Source organism: Pseudomonas sp. P4_C4 (genome assembly GCF_056402055.1).
This window is the reverse complement of the sequence record NZ_JBFUID010000018.1, coordinates 18,563-33,695: the sequence shown is the minus strand read 5'-3', so window position 1 is coordinate 33,695 and position 15,133 is coordinate 18,563. Positions and strand designations below refer to the sequence as shown.

Sequence of the window (15,133 nt, the reverse complement as noted above, 5' to 3'; positions counted from 1 at the left end):
CCCCGATGAACGCCAGCCTGCCGCCCGAGCCGGGCATCCGTGTCAGCCTCGCCGACCTGATCGAGATGCGCCATCGCGTGCGCGAAGTGCAGCTGTTTTCCACGCCGAGCCAACGCAGCCCGCTGATCGGCCTGCACCACTCCAAATTGCGCGGCCGTGGCGTCGACTTCGATCAAGTGCGGGTCTATCAGGCCGGCGACGATGTGCGCACCATTGACTGGCGCGTGACCGCACGCACCCAGGAGCCTCACACCAAGCTGTTCCACGAAGAACGTGAGCGGCCGATTTTCATCATGGTCGAGCAAAGCCGTCGTCTGTTTTTTGGCTCGGGCCTGATGTTCAAGTCAGTGCTCGCCGCACAGGCCGCGAGCCTGATCGGTTGGGCAGCCCTGGGGCATAACGACCGGGTCGGCGGGCTGGTCTATGGCGACAATCAGCACTACGAAATCAAGCCTCGGCGCAGCAAGCAAAGTCTGCTGCAACTGCTCAACCGGCTGGTGCGGGTCAATCAGTCGCTGAACAGCGAAAGCGAGCCGGACCGTGATGCCTTTGGTATCGCCCTGCGCCGCGCCCGGGAAGTGTCCCGCCCGGGCAGCCTTGTCATTGTGATTTGTGATGAACGCGCGCTATCGGAAAGCGCCGAGCAACAGCTGAGCCTGTTATCGCGTCATTGCGACCTGTTGCTGCTGCCGGTGTCCGACCCGCTGGATCATGCCCTGCCCGCCGCGGGACTTTTGCGTTTCGCCGAGCGCGGAGCGCAACTGGAACTCGATACGCTGAATTTCGACCTGCGCCAGACTTACCGGGCCCAGGCCGAAGCGCGCATCGCTCGCTGGGAGCTGCTCGCGCAGAAACTGCGCGTCTTGCTGATGCCCCTGAGTACCCAGAGCGAAATGGTCGAACAACTGCGCGAGTACCTGAACCCACAGAAGCCGGGGAAAGGTCGATGAGCGGACTGGAACAACTGCAACCGCTGATTTCTCCCCCGCCGATCGACTTTTGGCCGCCTGCGCCGGGCTGGTGGTTACTGCTGTTAGTGCTGCCGCTAGCCGGTTTCGGGCTGTGGAAGCTGCGGCATTTCATTCCTCGTAAACGCCCCGTGGTGCGCGCCGAACAGCCGCTGGACCCGGTTCGCCTGGCTGCACTGGCCGAACTGGCGCTGATGCCCAAGCCGTATGACGGAGCACCGGCCGGTGCCTGGCTGCAGCAACTCAACGGTTTGCTCAAACGCCTGTGCCGCAACCATTACCCCTACAGCCAGAGCCACACCCTCAACGGCCGCAAATGGCTGGCGTTCCTCGACAACCGCTGCCCGGCGGCCGGGCTGACTCGCTGGATGGTGCTTGTGGAAGGCGCCTACAAACCCGAATGCAAGCTCGACGACAAGGCGATCGCCGGCCTGACCCAGGCCGTCGACACATGGATTCGCAAGCATGTTTGAATTTGCCTGGCCGTGGATTTTTGCCCTTCTGCCGCTGCCGTGGCTGATGCGCATCGTATTGCCGGTGGCCGACAGTGGCGAACCGGCACTCAAGGTCAGCTTCCTGAGCGATCTCGAAGGCCTCGCCGGGCGTCGCGCCCGGGCCAACCTGCCGGCATGGCGCCAACAGACGCCGTTCATTTTGCTGTGGCTGTTACTGCTGGTCGCGGCGGCGCGCCCGCAGTGGCTCGGCGAACCTTTGCCGATCGCCGCCAGCGGTCGCGATCTGCTGGTCGCGGTGGACGTTTCCGGCTCCATGGATTTCCCTGACATGCAGTGGCAGGACGAAGATGTGAGTCGACTGTCGTTGGTCCAGCACCTGCTCGGCGACTTCCTCGAAAGTCGCGAAGGTGACCGCGTCGGCCTGATCCTGTTTGGCAGCCGGGCCTACCTGCAGGCACCGCTGACCTTCGACCGCCACACCGTACGCGTCTGGCTCGACGACGCGCGCATCGGCATTGCCGGCAAAAACACCGCCATCGGCGATGCTATCGGTCTGGCCCTCAAACGCCTGCGTTTGCGTCCGGCAACAAGCCGCGTGCTGATACTGGTCACCGACGGCGCCAACAATGGCGGTGAAATCGATCCGCTCACCGCCGCCCGACTGGCGGCCCAAGAAGGTGTGAAAATCTACCCGATCGGCATCGGTGCCGATCCGGAACAAAGTGGCTCCGTGGGGTTCCTCGGTGTCAATCCGAGCCTGGACCTCGACGAGCCGTCCCTGAAAGCCATCGCCAAAGCCACCGGCGGCCAGTATTTCCGCGCCCACGATGGCAAGGAACTGCAATCGATCAAGGACACCCTTGACCAACTGGAGCCCGTGGCCCAACAACCCACCCAGGCCCGTCCGACTCAAGCGTTGTATCACTGGCCGCTCGCCTTGGCGCTGTGCTTGAGCATACTGCTGGTGGTTCCCGTACTCTGGCCGGACAATCCGTTGCAACGCCTGTTTACCAAGGATCTGTATTTGCAAACGCAATTGCTGCCCGACTGGCGCCAGCGTCTTAAACGCCTGCGTCTGCGGAGGCGCCGATGAGTGCGCTGTGGCCCTACTGGTTCCGGCCCTGGTGGCTACTGTTGCTGCCGGTGCTTGGCTGGTTGCTCTGGCAGCTCTGGCACCGCAAGAAGCGCGCCGGGCGCTGGCAGATGATCCTGCCGCCGGCCTTTCACACGGCACTGCTCAGCGGTGGCAGTGGTCGCGACAGTAAACTGCCCTGGGTCGCGCTCGGCGTGGCGTGGCTGTTGACCGTGCTCGCGCTGTTGGGCCCGGGTTGGGAACGCGTCGAGCAAACCAGCCAGAAACCCGCGGACCCGTTGGTGGTGGTTCTTGAACTGACCCCGGAAATGCTCGCCACCGACGTCACGCCCAACCGACTCGAACAGGCACGACGCAAGCTGCTTGACCTGCTGCAGATCCGCAGCGACGCGCAAACCGCCATCGTCGTCTACGCCGGCAGTGCCCACACGCTGGTACCGCTGTCAGATGATCTTTCCACCAGCCGCAACCTGTTGGATGCACTGAAACCGTCGTTGATGCCTGAACCCGGTCATCGCGCCGATCTTGCGGTGCTCAAGGCCCTGGCGCTGCTCGAACAGGCGGCTTTGGGCGACGGCCGGATCCTGCTGATTGGTTCGTCCCTGACCGAACCAGAGCGGCTGGGCATCCGTCGCGCGCTGAACGGCAAATCGACTCAGTTCCTGATGCTCGGCATCGGCACCGCCGAAGGCTCGCCGATCACCCAGGAGGACGGCAGCTTCCTCAAGGATGAACAAGGCGCCATTCTCGTGCCGCGCCTCGACGAGCCCGGCCTGAAAGGTTTTGCCAACGACCTGGATGGGCGCTATCGCCAGGCGCGCCTGGACGATAGCGACCTGCACGCCCTTGGCCTGCTCGACGGTCCACGCAATTTGCGCAACGACGGTCAGACCTTGCGCCTCGATACCTGGGCCGACCAGGGTTACTGGCTGCTGCTGCCACTGTTGCTGCTCGCGGCCTGCGCAGGACGTCGTGGTTGGTTGCTGTGTCTGCCGCTGCTATTCGCGCTACCGCAATCCAGCTATGCCTTCGACTTCGCTGACCTGTGGCTGCGTCCTGATCAACAAGGCGTGCAATTGATCAAGCACAAGCGTCCGGCCGAGGCCGCCCGGCGCTTCGAAGACCATCAGTGGCAAGGCGTGGCGCTCTATGAAGCCGGAGACTACGCCGGCGCCGCCGAGCGGTTCTCTGAAGGCAACGATGCCCATGCCCACTACAATCGGGGCAACGCCCTGGCCAAAAGTGGTGAGCTGGAGGCCGCCCTGGACGCTTATGAACAGGCACTGGAACGTCAACCTGATTTGCGTCCGGCACTGACCAACAAGGCGCTGGTGGAACGTCTGCTCAAGGAGAAAAACACTCCACCCGCTCCTGAGCCAGACGCAGCCAGCAACGCCCGGCCCGAAGCCGAATCGCAGGAACCACCGCCCGGTGCTGCTGCCCAACCCTCGAGCAGCGACGATGGGCAACCGCCCAGCCCGGGTGAGCAACAACCGCCCACCACACCGCCGAAACCGGGGACCAACGAAGTACCAGGCAGCGAACTGGGTGACGAACAACACACCACACCACCCTTGCGCCCGGCCACCGACGGCATCGAAGGTGAACAGCGCCAGGCACTGGAGCAGTGGCTGCGGCAGATTCCGGATGACCCTGGTGAACTGCTCAGGCGCAAATTCTGGTACGAACAGCAACAACATCAGGATCAGGAAGAAACTCGATGACCCGCTTCACCGTTTTATTGCTCGCGCTGTTGCATGGCCTGTTGTTCTGCACCGCCCAGGCGCAGGCAGCAGAGCTGGTCGCCAGTGTGGACCGCAGTCGCCTCAGCTCAGGCGAGACGGTCGAGCTGACCCTGGAATCCACCGATGTCACCCAGTTCGGCAAACCCGACCTGGCACCGCTGGAGCCGTTGTTCGAAGTGCGCGGCACACGCCAGGTCAACCAGTTGAACACCTTAAGCGGCGAAAACCAGGCCGCCACGCGCTGGATCGTCACCCTCCTGCCCCGGCAAAACGGCAGCGTGGTGATACCGGCACTGCAACTGGGCGAACTGCAGAGCCAGCCGATCGCCCTGCAAGTAGTCGAGAGCGAGACACCGGACAACCCGAACAAACGGGCCCCGGTGTTCATCGATGCCAGCCTCGATCAAACCAGTGTTTACGTACAGGCCCAGGCGGTCCTGACCCTGCGTATCTACCATTCGGTGTCGCTGTACGACGACAGCAGCCTGCCACCCTTGCAGATACCTGACGCACGTATCGAACAATTGGGCGACTCACGCACCTACGAAAAAGACATCGATGGTCAGCGCCACGGCGTGATCGAAATGCGCTATGCGATCTACCCGCAACACAGCGGCGAACTGATCATTCCGGCGCAGGTCTTCAACGCCGCGCTGGTCGATGCGCAACCGACACAGGACGCCACCCAAGGGCCGAAATCCGGCAAGCTGATGCCCGTCACCTCGACCGAATTGCTGTTGACGGTCAAGGCCAAACCCATCACCTATCCGGCCGACGCACCCTGGCTGCCCGCACGCAGCCTGAGCCTGAGCGAGAGCTGGAACCCGGAGCCGGATCACACCCAGGTCGGCGATTCACTGACCCGCAGTCTGACGGTGGAGGCCGAAGGCTTGTCCAGCACCCAACTGCCACCGCTGCCCGGCACCGATGTCGGCGGCTTGCGCCGCTATCCGGATCAACCGGTGCTCGGCAACCAGAACAGCGAACGCGGCCTGGTCGGCAGCCGTGAAGACCGCGAGGCCCTGGTGCCGACAAGGACCGGCGCCATCGAGCTGCCCACTGTCGATGTGGTCTGGTGGAACACCTTCGAAGACCATCTGGAACACAGCAGCCTGCCCGCGCGCACCTTGCACGTGGCGGCCAATCCGAGCCTGGTGGTCGACACCCCGGCCAGCGCCTCACCGGTCGATGCCAGCGCCGACAGCGAAACGCTCTGGCGCTGGAAGCTCAGCACCTTGATTCTGGCCTGCACCACCCTGCTCGGCTTCGGCCTCTGGTGGCGTGGCCGCTGGCAACCGGCGGTGGCGCGCGCCGCTCAAACCGGCCCGAGCCCGCGCACCGTACTCGACGACCTCAAGCGCGCCTGCCAGGCCAACGACTCCCACGCCACCCGCCAGGCCCTCGACGCCTGGGCCCGGCAACAACCGGAAACCCTGGCCGACATGGCCGCCCGCTTCGTGCCGCTGTCCAACGCCCTCGACGGCCTGAACGGCGCGCTGTACAGCGAAACCGGCCAGTACTGGCAAGGTGACGAGTTGTGGCGGGTGATCAAGGCGATCCCGATTGCCGAACGGGTGCAGGATCCGGTGGGTGATAGTGGGTTGCCGCCGCTTTATCCGAAGTAAAATCAAAAGATCGCAGCCTGCGGCAGCTCCTACAGGTTATCCGCCGTGTAGGAGCTGCCGCAGGCTGCGATCTTTAACGCCTTTCAGCCATTCACAATGAACCCGTCAACAGGTCAGGCGTGTACTTTCCAAAGCACATTGTCGCCCTCTCCAGGCGCCCACTCCTCTACGTGTGCCGTATGTGCCTGAATGCAGGACCAGTTCTGTCCGACGTGGCCCACCACGTGATTTTTCGCATACACAGTACCCAGCTTCCACGCCGGATACTCGCCCCCGCCACCCAGAGTTCTGACGCTCAGGACGTTACTGGACAACGAAAGCTTGTTGTTCAGGTCGCGAGCTTTCACCGCGTAACGGTATTGGGTGTCGGGTGAGAGGTCAGAGTCGTCAAACGAGGTCTGAGCGGCGCTCACGGATTTGATGTGAATGCCGTCCCGTTCGATCAGGTAATCCATTATTGGCGCACTGCTGGCGGAGGCACCCCACATCAGGCTGATGCTTTGCGCAGTCTGGCTCATGCTGTGCAGGTTCGTCGGTGCGGTAGGTCCCTCTCCACCTTCTGGCAAGGTGTGCACTTGAATTGGCCGGCTCGACGCCGAGACATTGCCGTTATCATCGACTGCGCTGATGGCATAGTTGTACTGGGTTTCAGGCGCCACGCCGTTATCTGCAAAAGCAAGATTCGGAGTGTCCACATGAACCAAAAAGCTTCCGTTACGCAAAATGCGGTAGGAAGCGATCGGAAACGGGCCGGTTGCTGCATTCCATTGCAACAGTACCTGCTTGTCAGTGACCTTGACTGCGGCCAGTCCGGTCGGTGTATCGGGAAGTTCACCCCCGCCATCCGGTGGCAGAAAGTTCAGATCAATCACTTGGTAAAAAGCCATCGAAGTGTTGGCAACTTCCCAAACCGCCAGACAGACCTGGTACCCATCCCGTTTCGGCAGTGGGACGGCATGCGTGGTGGGTGAAGTGGGCAACATTTGCTCGCCATGGGCCCAATGCGGTTGCAGGTTGATTTGCGCTGTGTAAAACGGTACATCTTCAAACTGGCTGCGCGACAAGACCTCGTCAGGATCCCAATCTGCCTTCGTCATGAAATAGTTCCAGCGCCGAGTAGCGTGCTTCGCGCTGAAATGCCAGGAAATATCCAGCGTTTCGCCACCTCTCACATCATGTTTTTGCCAGTGACTTCCTGGTTCATCCAATAATGCGCCGGTCAGTTGATCCGCACTGGCAATTTTTCCATCCGGAGGTGGTGGGACGTTGGCTACATCATCTTTTGCAAAAGCATCTACCACTCCGCCGGAGGTGAGCGGAAAAAATTTTCCGGACTCGCGTTGATTCAAGGCCCCTTCGTCCAGTCGCCCCGCGAGCCATTCGAAATGAGCCCGTGAAGAGGGGGAAAAAACGTGGCCATGTTTCGGATTGTTACTTCTACTGATAGCGTTCGGGCGATCCTGTGACATAGTGTTTCTCCATTAAGGTAGCTTCGATAATCTTCGAATCACATGTAACGCCCTAACCACTTCAGGCACCGCACGACCTACCTCGCCTCCCTTCTGTTGAAAGGCACATCCTGTCGATTGCACCGTAAGGCTCCATGCTCGAATCCATTAAAAACCCCGCTCGCTGGTACGCCTACTGACAGATCTGACAGTAGGGACAGGCGGTCGCAAGTTTTCCTACCGACTGAACACGATTTCAAAGGACCCAACGCGAACGCATGCGACAAAGCGCAGCCCGTCATCATCAAGCTCCGGACACCGACCTCTCGCTATCGAGATAGAACTCAGTGTCCAGATGAATGGTTTGTAAAAAAGTACTGTCGTGAGAGACCACGATCAATGCCCCTTGATACTGATTGAGCATTTGCTCCAGCGCGATTCGACTGGGCAAGTCCAAATGGTTGTCTGGTTCGTCCAGCAACAGCAATTGCGGTGGCCGCCGTGCATACAACAGCGCAGCGAGCGCTATTTTCAGACGTTCGCCGCCACTCAACTGGCAGGTCTTGAGCATCGCACGGTCAGCATCAATCCCCATCTGCGCCAAGCGGGTTCGTGCCTCGGCTTCGGGTAACTCAGGATTGCTCTCGTAGAGCCATTGCACCGCCGTGCGTTCGGGATACTGCAATCCGGCGTGTTGATCCAGCCAGCCGACATGGCAACTGCGGATGAGTTCGCCTTCACGCACCCGCAGTTGGCCGGCGATCACTCGCAACAGGGTCGACTTGCCGCTGCCATTGGCGCCCAGGATTGCCATGCGCATAGGCCCCGTCAACGTCAGATTGATCGGTGCCGCGTAACCGAACGGGAGGATGAGGTCGTTGAGCTGCACAATCAGCTTGCCATTGGGCACTACGCTTTCCGGAGACAACATCATGCGTTGAATGTCCGGTGCACACCGCGCACGGGCCTCGGCGATCCGTTGTTGCTGCTGTTCCCGGGCCACCTGTTGATTGAGGCGCAATCTTCCCTGACTGTTTTCGCTGCGCTCTTTCTGGGCATTGGTGATGAGTTTGGTCTGGCTACCCTCTCGAGCCTGACGGTCACCGCGGGCATTACGCCGTTGCTGACGCTCCATCTGCACGACCATCTCACGTTGCTCACGCTTGGCTTGCGCCCGCTCCCCTTGCAATGCAGACTGGAACGACTGCTGCTCCTGCTCGCGTGCCGCCGCATACTGACTGTAGTTGCCGCCATAAACCGCCAGCCCCTTGGGTGAAAGCTCGACAATTTCGTTGACGTGTTCCAGAAGGCTACGGTCGTGGCTGATCAACACCAGGCCATTGGGCCAGCGCTCGATCTGCTGCGCGAGCTTGTGCTGCTGATCAATATCCAGGTGGTTGCTGGGCTCATCCAGAATGAGCCAGTCGGCCCTCGATAGCCACGCCCCCAGCAGCGCCACCCGTTGCCGCTCGCCACCACTGAGTGCGTCGGTGCGCGTGTCGGCATTCAAGTGACCGAGGCCGATCTGCTGCAGTTGCGCCTCAAGGCGTGTGGCGCAATCCCAATGATCGACTGCCAGCGCATGGTCGTCATCGTCGACGCTGCCTTGGGCAATGCGCGCAAGCGCCGCCAGAATATGGTCGACACCGGCCAGTGCGGCGACGCTGGGATAGCGCTCGGGTTCCAGTAATTGCGCGACGGCGTAAACTCGCCCTTCGCGGCGGACGATGCCGCTGGTGGGCAGTTGCTCCCCTGTCAGGAGCCGGCCAAGCAAGGACTTGCCACAGCCATTGGCGCCCACGATGCCCGTGGCCCTGGTACTGAAGGTGTGGTTCAAGTGATCGAACTGAACGCGCCCGCCGGGCAGGTTGAAAGACACTTGATCAAGTTGAAGTAACCGTTGAGTCATGACACTTCCTTGAATAATCGGCCCGATGGGCAGCGCACCACTCCCTGATGATGCGCAACAGCACCCGGCGGATGGGCGATGACCGTAAACACGGCGCCTGCCCACATTTGAAAATGACTTTCGAACAGCATGCCGGCCCTGATCGTCGCAGAGAGGTCTTGTGTCACTCTCAACAGCAGACGTCCCGAAGGCCAATGTATCTTGACCAGGCGCCCCCCTCTACCAACAACAGGTTCGAAAGATCGCAGCCTGCGGCAGTTCCTACATTGGGTATGCGCATATCCTGTAGGAGATGTCGCAGGCTGTTTTTTTTGCCTTCTGCATTCCCGACCTTTTGCCAGTAAACTCTCTGCCCTTTCGCCGCCATCATTTTTCCCGCGGCCATTACCCATTTTGTAGCGGAGTCCGCCTTGCGCTTGTTTCACACCTCCGACTGGCACCTCGGGCAGAACCTGCACGGCCAGGATCGCGATTTCGAACATGGCTGTTTTCTCGACTGGCTGTTGCGCCAGTTGAAACTGGATCAACCGGATGTGCTGTTGATCGCTGGCGATATCTTCGACACGGTCAATCCGCCGGTCAAAGCCCAGGAACGCCTCTACGACTTCATCGTCAGCGCCCACGAACAGCAGCCATCGCTGACCATCGTGATGATCGCCGGCAACCACGATTCCGGCTCGCGGATCGAACTGCCCGCGCCCTTGATGCGCCGCTTGCGCACTCATGCGCTCGGTCGCGTGTTGTGGCTCGACGACGGGCAACTGGATGCCGAACGCCTGTTGCTGCCCTTGCCGGATGCCAGTGGTGATGTCGCCGGCTGGTGCCTGGCGCTGCCGTTTCTACGCCCGGCGGAAGTCACCGGCGCGCACTTGGGCGACAACTATTTGCGCGGGATCGGTCAGGTGCACGAGTGGCTGATCGAAGCGGCCAACGCCAAGCGCCAACCGGGCCAGGCACTGATCGCCATCAGCCACGCGCACATGGCCGGCGGCTCGGTGTCGGAAGACTCCGAGCGCAGCCTGATCATCGGCAACGCCGAAGCCCTGCCTGCCAGCCTGTTCGGGCCGAGCATCAGTTACGTTGCCCTCGGTCATTTGCACAAGCCGCAGAAGGTCAACGGCGAGGAGCGCATCCGCTACAGCGGCTCGCCGATTCCGCTGTCGTTCTCCGAGATCGGCTATCAGCACCAGATTCTCGACATCAAGCTCGACGGCGAAACCCTGGTCAGCGTCGAACCGAAACTGATCCCCCGCGCGGTCAACCTGCAACGTATCGGCCCGGCGCCATTGAGCGAGATCCTGCTGCAACTGGCGGACCTGCCGAACATCGACCTGTTGGCCGACATCCAGCGCCAGCCATGGCTGGAGGTGCGGGCGCGCCTCGACGAGCCGCAGCCCGACCTGCGCAATCAAGTGGAAACCGCCCTGCAAGGCAAGGCCGTGCGCCTGGTGCGCATCGCCGCCGAGTACGCCGGCAACGGCGGCCGTGACGGTGCCGACGAAGGCAGCACGCTGATCGAACTGGACCAGCTCACGCCTCAGGAACTGTTCAGCCGCGCCTGGCAGGACAACTACGGCAGCGAGGTCGACGAGCAGACCCTCAAGGACTTTGCCGAGCTGTTGCAGGACGTGCAGATGGAGAGCGAACAGCCATGAAAATCCTCGCGATCCGCCTGAAAAACCTCGCCTCCCTGGCCGGGCCGTTTGAAATCGACTTCACCGCCGAACCCTTGGCCAGTGCCGGACTGTTCGCCATCACCGGCCCCACCGGCGCTGGCAAAAGCACCTTGCTCGATGCCTTGTGCCTGGCGCTGTTTGGCGCCGTACCGCGCCTGAACAACACCGGCCGTGACGCCAAGGTGCCGGACGCCGACGGCGAGATCGGTACCGGTGACCCGCGAACCCTGCTGCGTCGCGGCACGGGTGAAGGCTATGCGGAAGTGGATTTCGTCGGTGTCGACGGCCGCCGTTACCGCGCCCGCTGGGAAGCCAATCGCGCTCGGGACAAGGCAGGCGGCAAGCTACAGGCCAGCCGCCAGAGCTTGCGTGACATCGATCAGGATCAATTGCTCGCCAGCCAGAAAGGCGAATACAAGACTCAGCTCGAAGCCGCGCTGGGCCTGAATTTCGAACAGTTCACCCGCGCGGTGATGTTGGCGCAAAGCGAGTTCAGCGCCTTCCTCAAGGCCGACGACAACGACCGCAGCGAATTGCTGGAAAAACTCACCGACACCGCGCTCTACACCCGCCTCGGCCGTCGGGCCTTCGACAAGACCAAGGAAGCCCGCGAGGCCCACAAACTGCTGCAGGATCAGGCCAGCGGCGTGACGCCGCTGGCGCCCGAAGCCCGCGCGGAACTGGATCAGCGTTTCAACGAAGCTCAGCAGCAACTCAAGGCCCGACAGGCTCAACTCAAGCAGCTTGAACTGCAGGACACCTGGCTCAAGGACCTGCGTCGCTTGCAGGACGAGCATCTGGCCGCCAGCGAACAACTGCTATCGGCCCAGACTCACTGGGAAGCCCTGACCAGCGAGCGCTTGAGGCTCACCCGCCTCGAACAGTTGGGCCCGCAACGGCACCAGTTCGCCCGTAAAGCCGAGGTCGACGGACTGCTGACGCCGTTGGCGGCGCACATTGCCTTGCATGCGCAGCAACATGGCGAACTCGGCGAGCGTCAGACGCAGCTCGAGCAACAGCTTAGCGACGCCCGGATCGCGTTGAACGAAGCGCAACAACGGCAAACCGCCAGCGCGCCGTTACTGCGCCAGGCCTTCGAAGCGCAAAGCACCCTCGCCCGCCTCGCCAAGGACACCGCCCTCAGTGCCGAGGCAAAGCAAAATGCCGAGCAGGCCTGCGGCCAGGGCCAGAGCACGATTCAGACCTTACTCGATCAGCAAACCCGTGGCGCCGGGGACTTGCAGCGCATTGCCACCGAGCTGGAGCAAAGCACTCATCTGGCACCGTTGAGCGATGCCTGGAATGCCTACCGCGATCGCCTGCAACAGTTGATGTTGATCGGTAACCGGTTGAATCAGGGCCAGGCCGAACTGGCCAGCCTCGAGCAAAACGCCACGAGCGCCGAACAAACGCTCAGCGCACAGAAGCAGCAACTGGAGGTGCTGTTCAAGGAGGCCGGCGCCGAACCGGATGCCGTCGCCGAGCAGATCGGCATTCTCGGCAGTCTGTTGCAGGACAACCGCAAACAACTGCGCGCCGTCGAAGACCTTGCACGCTTGTGGGCCAGCCAGCAGGACCTGGACCAGCGCGGCGCCGAGCTGCAGCAACGCCAGCTCACCGCGCAGCAGGAACGTGAACGCCTGACCCAGGACGGGGTCAAGGCCAAGGCTGATCTGAGCGTTGCCGAACAGACCCTCAACGTCACTCGCGAACTGCTGGAGCGTCAGCGTCTGGCGCGCAGTGCCAGTGTCGAAGAGCTGCGCGCGCAATTGCAGGATGACCAGCCATGTCCGGTGTGCGGCAGCAACGAGCATCCGTATCATCAGCCGGAAGCCCTGCTGCAGAGCCTCGGCCGTTTTGATGAAAGCGAACAGGCCAACGCCCAGAAGGCCGTTGACCTGCTCAAGGAAAAACTCACCGACCTGCGTGCCGAAGTCGGCGGGTTGATCGCCCAGCAAAAGGAACTGCTGCAACAGCAGGAGCATCTGGCGACCCAACAGCAAGCCCTCGCCCCAAGTCTGGAAGCGCATCCGCTGGCTGCCCAACTGCTGAATCAGGACGCCGTCAAACGCGACGCCTGGCTCACCCAGCAAAACAGCCAGCTCAACCAGAGCATCAGCCAGGACGAGCAACGGCAGAGCGCGCTACTCACCCTGCAACAGGATGCCGCACGCCTGACCCAGCAACTGCGCCATGCCGAAACCGCGCACCAGCAAGCGACCCAGCACCTGGGCAACCAGCAACGCGAGCTGGGCAACGACCGTCAGCGCCTGGACGAAGAGCTCAGCGCATTCGCCAATCTGCTACCAGCTGAAACCCTGCAAGCGCTGCGCGTCGAACCGGCCGCGACCTTCATGCAGCTCGACCGGCAGATCGCCGAGCGCCTGGCGCAACTGGAACAACAAAAGGAAGAACTGGCCGAGCAGCAACAGCGCCAGCAAAACCTGGAGAAGGAACAGGATCGCCAGCAAAGCCGCGTGCAGCAATTGCAGGCCGCCGAACAGCAGTTCACCGGGCTGGCCGAGCAGCAACAGGCGAGCCAGCAGACACTCGGGCAATTACTCGGCGAACACAGCAGCGCCGAGCATTGGCAGCAGCAACTGGAACAGGCCGTGGAACAGGCGCGCAGCGCCGAAACCAGTACCGCGCAGGTGCTGCAAAGTGTCCTCACGCAGTCAGTGCAAATCACCGCCGAACTCAAGGCCCAGCAGGAGCGCTTGCACGCTCTGGAAGGCGAAGAACGCGAGCTCGCCGGCAAGATTGGCGACTGGCGTGCCCGTCATCCCGAGCTGGATGACGGTGGCCTCGAAGACCTGCTGCGCGTCGACGACACCCAGGTCAGCGAACTGCGCCAGCGCTTGCAGCACAGCGAAAAAGCCATCGAACAGGCCCGCGTCCTGGTGCAGGAGCGCGACAAGCGCCTGCTCGATCATCAGGCGCAACACAACGGCAACCTCGACGCCGAGCAACTGACCGCCGCACTGGTCGACCTGCAAAACCTGTCCGCCACCAACGAGCAACACTGCGCCGAACTGCGCGCCGAGCAGGCCGAGGACCAGCGCCGGCAGAACGCCAATCAGGCCCTGGCGCAGCAGATTGCCGACGCTTACAGCGAGTATCAACGCTGGGCACGCTTGAATGCGTTGATCGGCTCCGCCACCGGCGACACCTTCCGCAAGATAGCCCAGGCCTACAACCTCGACCTGCTGGTGCATCACGCCAACGTGCAATTGCGCCAACTGGTGCGCCGCTATCGCCTCAAGCGCGGCGGCAGCATGCTCGGCTTGCTGGTGATGGACACTGAAATGGGCGACGAACTGCGTTCGGTGCATTCGCTGTCCGGTGGCGAGACCTTCCTGGTGTCGCTGGCACTGGCCCTTGGTCTGGCGTCGATGGCGTCGAGCACGCTGAAAATCGAATCGCTGTTCATCGACGAAGGTTTTGGCAGCCTCGATCCGGAATCCCTGCAACTGGCCATGGACGCCCTCGACGGCTTGCAGGCCCAGGGCCGCAAGGTCGCGGTGATTTCCCACGTACAGGAAATGCATGAACGGATTCCGGTGCAGATCCAGGTCCGTCGCCAGGGCAATGGCCTGAGCACCCTGGAGGTGAAATGAACACACTGTATTCCTTCCGCCGCTGCCCGTACGCCATGCGTGCACGCATGGCCCTGCGCTACTCGGGAGTGGCCGTGGACATTGTCGAAGTCAGCCTGAAGGCCAAGCCCGCCGAAATGCTCGCGCTGTCGGGCAAAGGCACGGTGCCGGTACTGAGCGCCGATGGCCAGGTGATCGACGAAAGCCTCGACATCATGCGCTGGGCCCTGGCACAGGATGATCCGCAGGACTGGCTGCTCAAGGATGATCCTGTGGCAGCGGCGCAAATCGCCCCGCTGATCGAACAGAACGATCTGGTGTTCAAGGTGCACTTGAATCGCTACAAGTACGCCGAGCGTTATCCCGAGCAGCCGATGGAGGTTTATCGCGCCGAAGGTGAGGTATTTCTGCAAAGGCTGGATGAGTTGCTGGAGGGACGCGACTACTTGCTGGCCAGCCATCCAAGCCTGGCCGATGTGGCCTTGATGCCCTTCGTGCGCCAGTTCGCCCATGTCGACCGCGACTGGTTCGCGCAGACACCGTATCGGCGTTTGCAGGATTGGTTGCAGCGGTTTCTGGAGTCGGACTTGTTTACCGGTGTGATGCGCAAGTAAGCCC

At 62.0% G+C, this 15,133-nt stretch carries 10 protein-coding genes; 8 read left to right on the top strand and 2 right to left on the bottom strand.

The window, feature by feature from the left end:
* Positions 1–5: 5 nt before the first annotated feature.
* The 5 genes from AC1DXW_RS11755 to AC1DXW_RS11735 are packed head-to-tail and all read left to right on the top strand — an operon-like array spanning position 6 to position 5,886.
* Complete coding sequence (locus AC1DXW_RS11755; RefSeq protein WP_477754552.1) at positions 6–950, top strand: DUF58 domain-containing protein; 945 nt, start codon at positions 6–8, stop codon at positions 948–950.
* The gene (locus tag AC1DXW_RS11750) at positions 947–1,441 is read left to right on the top strand and encodes a DUF4381 domain-containing protein (RefSeq protein ID WP_477754553.1); all 495 of its coding nucleotides are present in this window, start codon (positions 947–949) and stop codon (positions 1,439–1,441) included. Before AC1DXW_RS11755 ends, AC1DXW_RS11750 begins: the two co-directional genes overlap by 4 nt.
* Positions 1,434–2,516 carry a vWA domain-containing protein gene (locus AC1DXW_RS11745; RefSeq protein ID WP_477760030.1) on the top strand — a complete coding sequence of 361 codons (1,083 nt, stop codon included), beginning with the start codon at positions 1,434–1,436 and terminating at the stop codon, positions 2,514–2,516. The genes AC1DXW_RS11750 and AC1DXW_RS11745 overlap by 8 nt, the downstream gene beginning before the upstream one ends.
* Positions 2,513–4,240: a VWA domain-containing protein gene (locus AC1DXW_RS11740; protein ID WP_477760029.1), complete on the top strand. Its 1,728-nt coding sequence runs from the start codon at positions 2,513–2,515 to the stop codon at positions 4,238–4,240. Before AC1DXW_RS11745 ends, AC1DXW_RS11740 begins: the two co-directional genes overlap by 4 nt.
* A complete protein-coding gene (locus tag AC1DXW_RS11735) occupies positions 4,237–5,886 on the top strand; it encodes a BatD family protein (protein WP_477760028.1) in 1,650 nt (549 codons plus the stop codon). The genes AC1DXW_RS11740 and AC1DXW_RS11735 overlap by 4 nt, the downstream gene beginning before the upstream one ends.
* 113 nt (positions 5,887–5,999) lie before the next feature.
* Here AC1DXW_RS11735 and AC1DXW_RS11730 read toward each other — a convergent pair whose 3' ends face one another.
* Complete coding sequence (locus AC1DXW_RS11730) at positions 6,000–7,355, bottom strand: lytic polysaccharide monooxygenase (RefSeq protein WP_477760027.1); 1,356 nt, start codon at positions 7,353–7,355, stop codon at positions 6,000–6,002.
* Between the two features lie 283 nt (positions 7,356–7,638).
* Positions 7,639–9,243 (bottom strand): ABC-F family ATP-binding cassette domain-containing protein, encoded by a 1,605-nt coding sequence (locus AC1DXW_RS11725; protein WP_477754139.1) that lies wholly within the window; start codon positions 9,241–9,243, stop codon positions 7,639–7,641.
* A gap of 410 nt (positions 9,244–9,653) precedes the next feature.
* Between AC1DXW_RS11725 and AC1DXW_RS11720 the strand changes: the two genes are divergently transcribed.
* Genes AC1DXW_RS11720 through AC1DXW_RS11710 form a run of 3 tightly spaced genes read left to right on the top strand, consistent with a single transcriptional unit; the run spans position 9,654 to position 15,129 of the window.
* Complete coding sequence (locus tag AC1DXW_RS11720) at positions 9,654–10,898, top strand: exonuclease SbcCD subunit D C-terminal domain-containing protein (protein ID WP_477754138.1); 1,245 nt, start codon at positions 9,654–9,656, stop codon at positions 10,896–10,898.
* The gene (locus tag AC1DXW_RS11715) at positions 10,895–14,536 is read left to right on the top strand and encodes an AAA family ATPase (protein WP_477760026.1); all 3,642 of its coding nucleotides are present in this window, start codon (positions 10,895–10,897) and stop codon (positions 14,534–14,536) included. The genes AC1DXW_RS11720 and AC1DXW_RS11715 overlap by 4 nt, the downstream gene beginning before the upstream one ends.
* Positions 14,533–15,129 carry a glutathione S-transferase gene (locus tag AC1DXW_RS11710; RefSeq protein WP_477754136.1) on the top strand — a complete coding sequence of 199 codons (597 nt, stop codon included), beginning with the start codon at positions 14,533–14,535 and terminating at the stop codon, positions 15,127–15,129. Before AC1DXW_RS11715 ends, AC1DXW_RS11710 begins: the two co-directional genes overlap by 4 nt.
* The last annotated feature ends 4 nt before the right edge of the window (positions 15,130–15,133 follow it).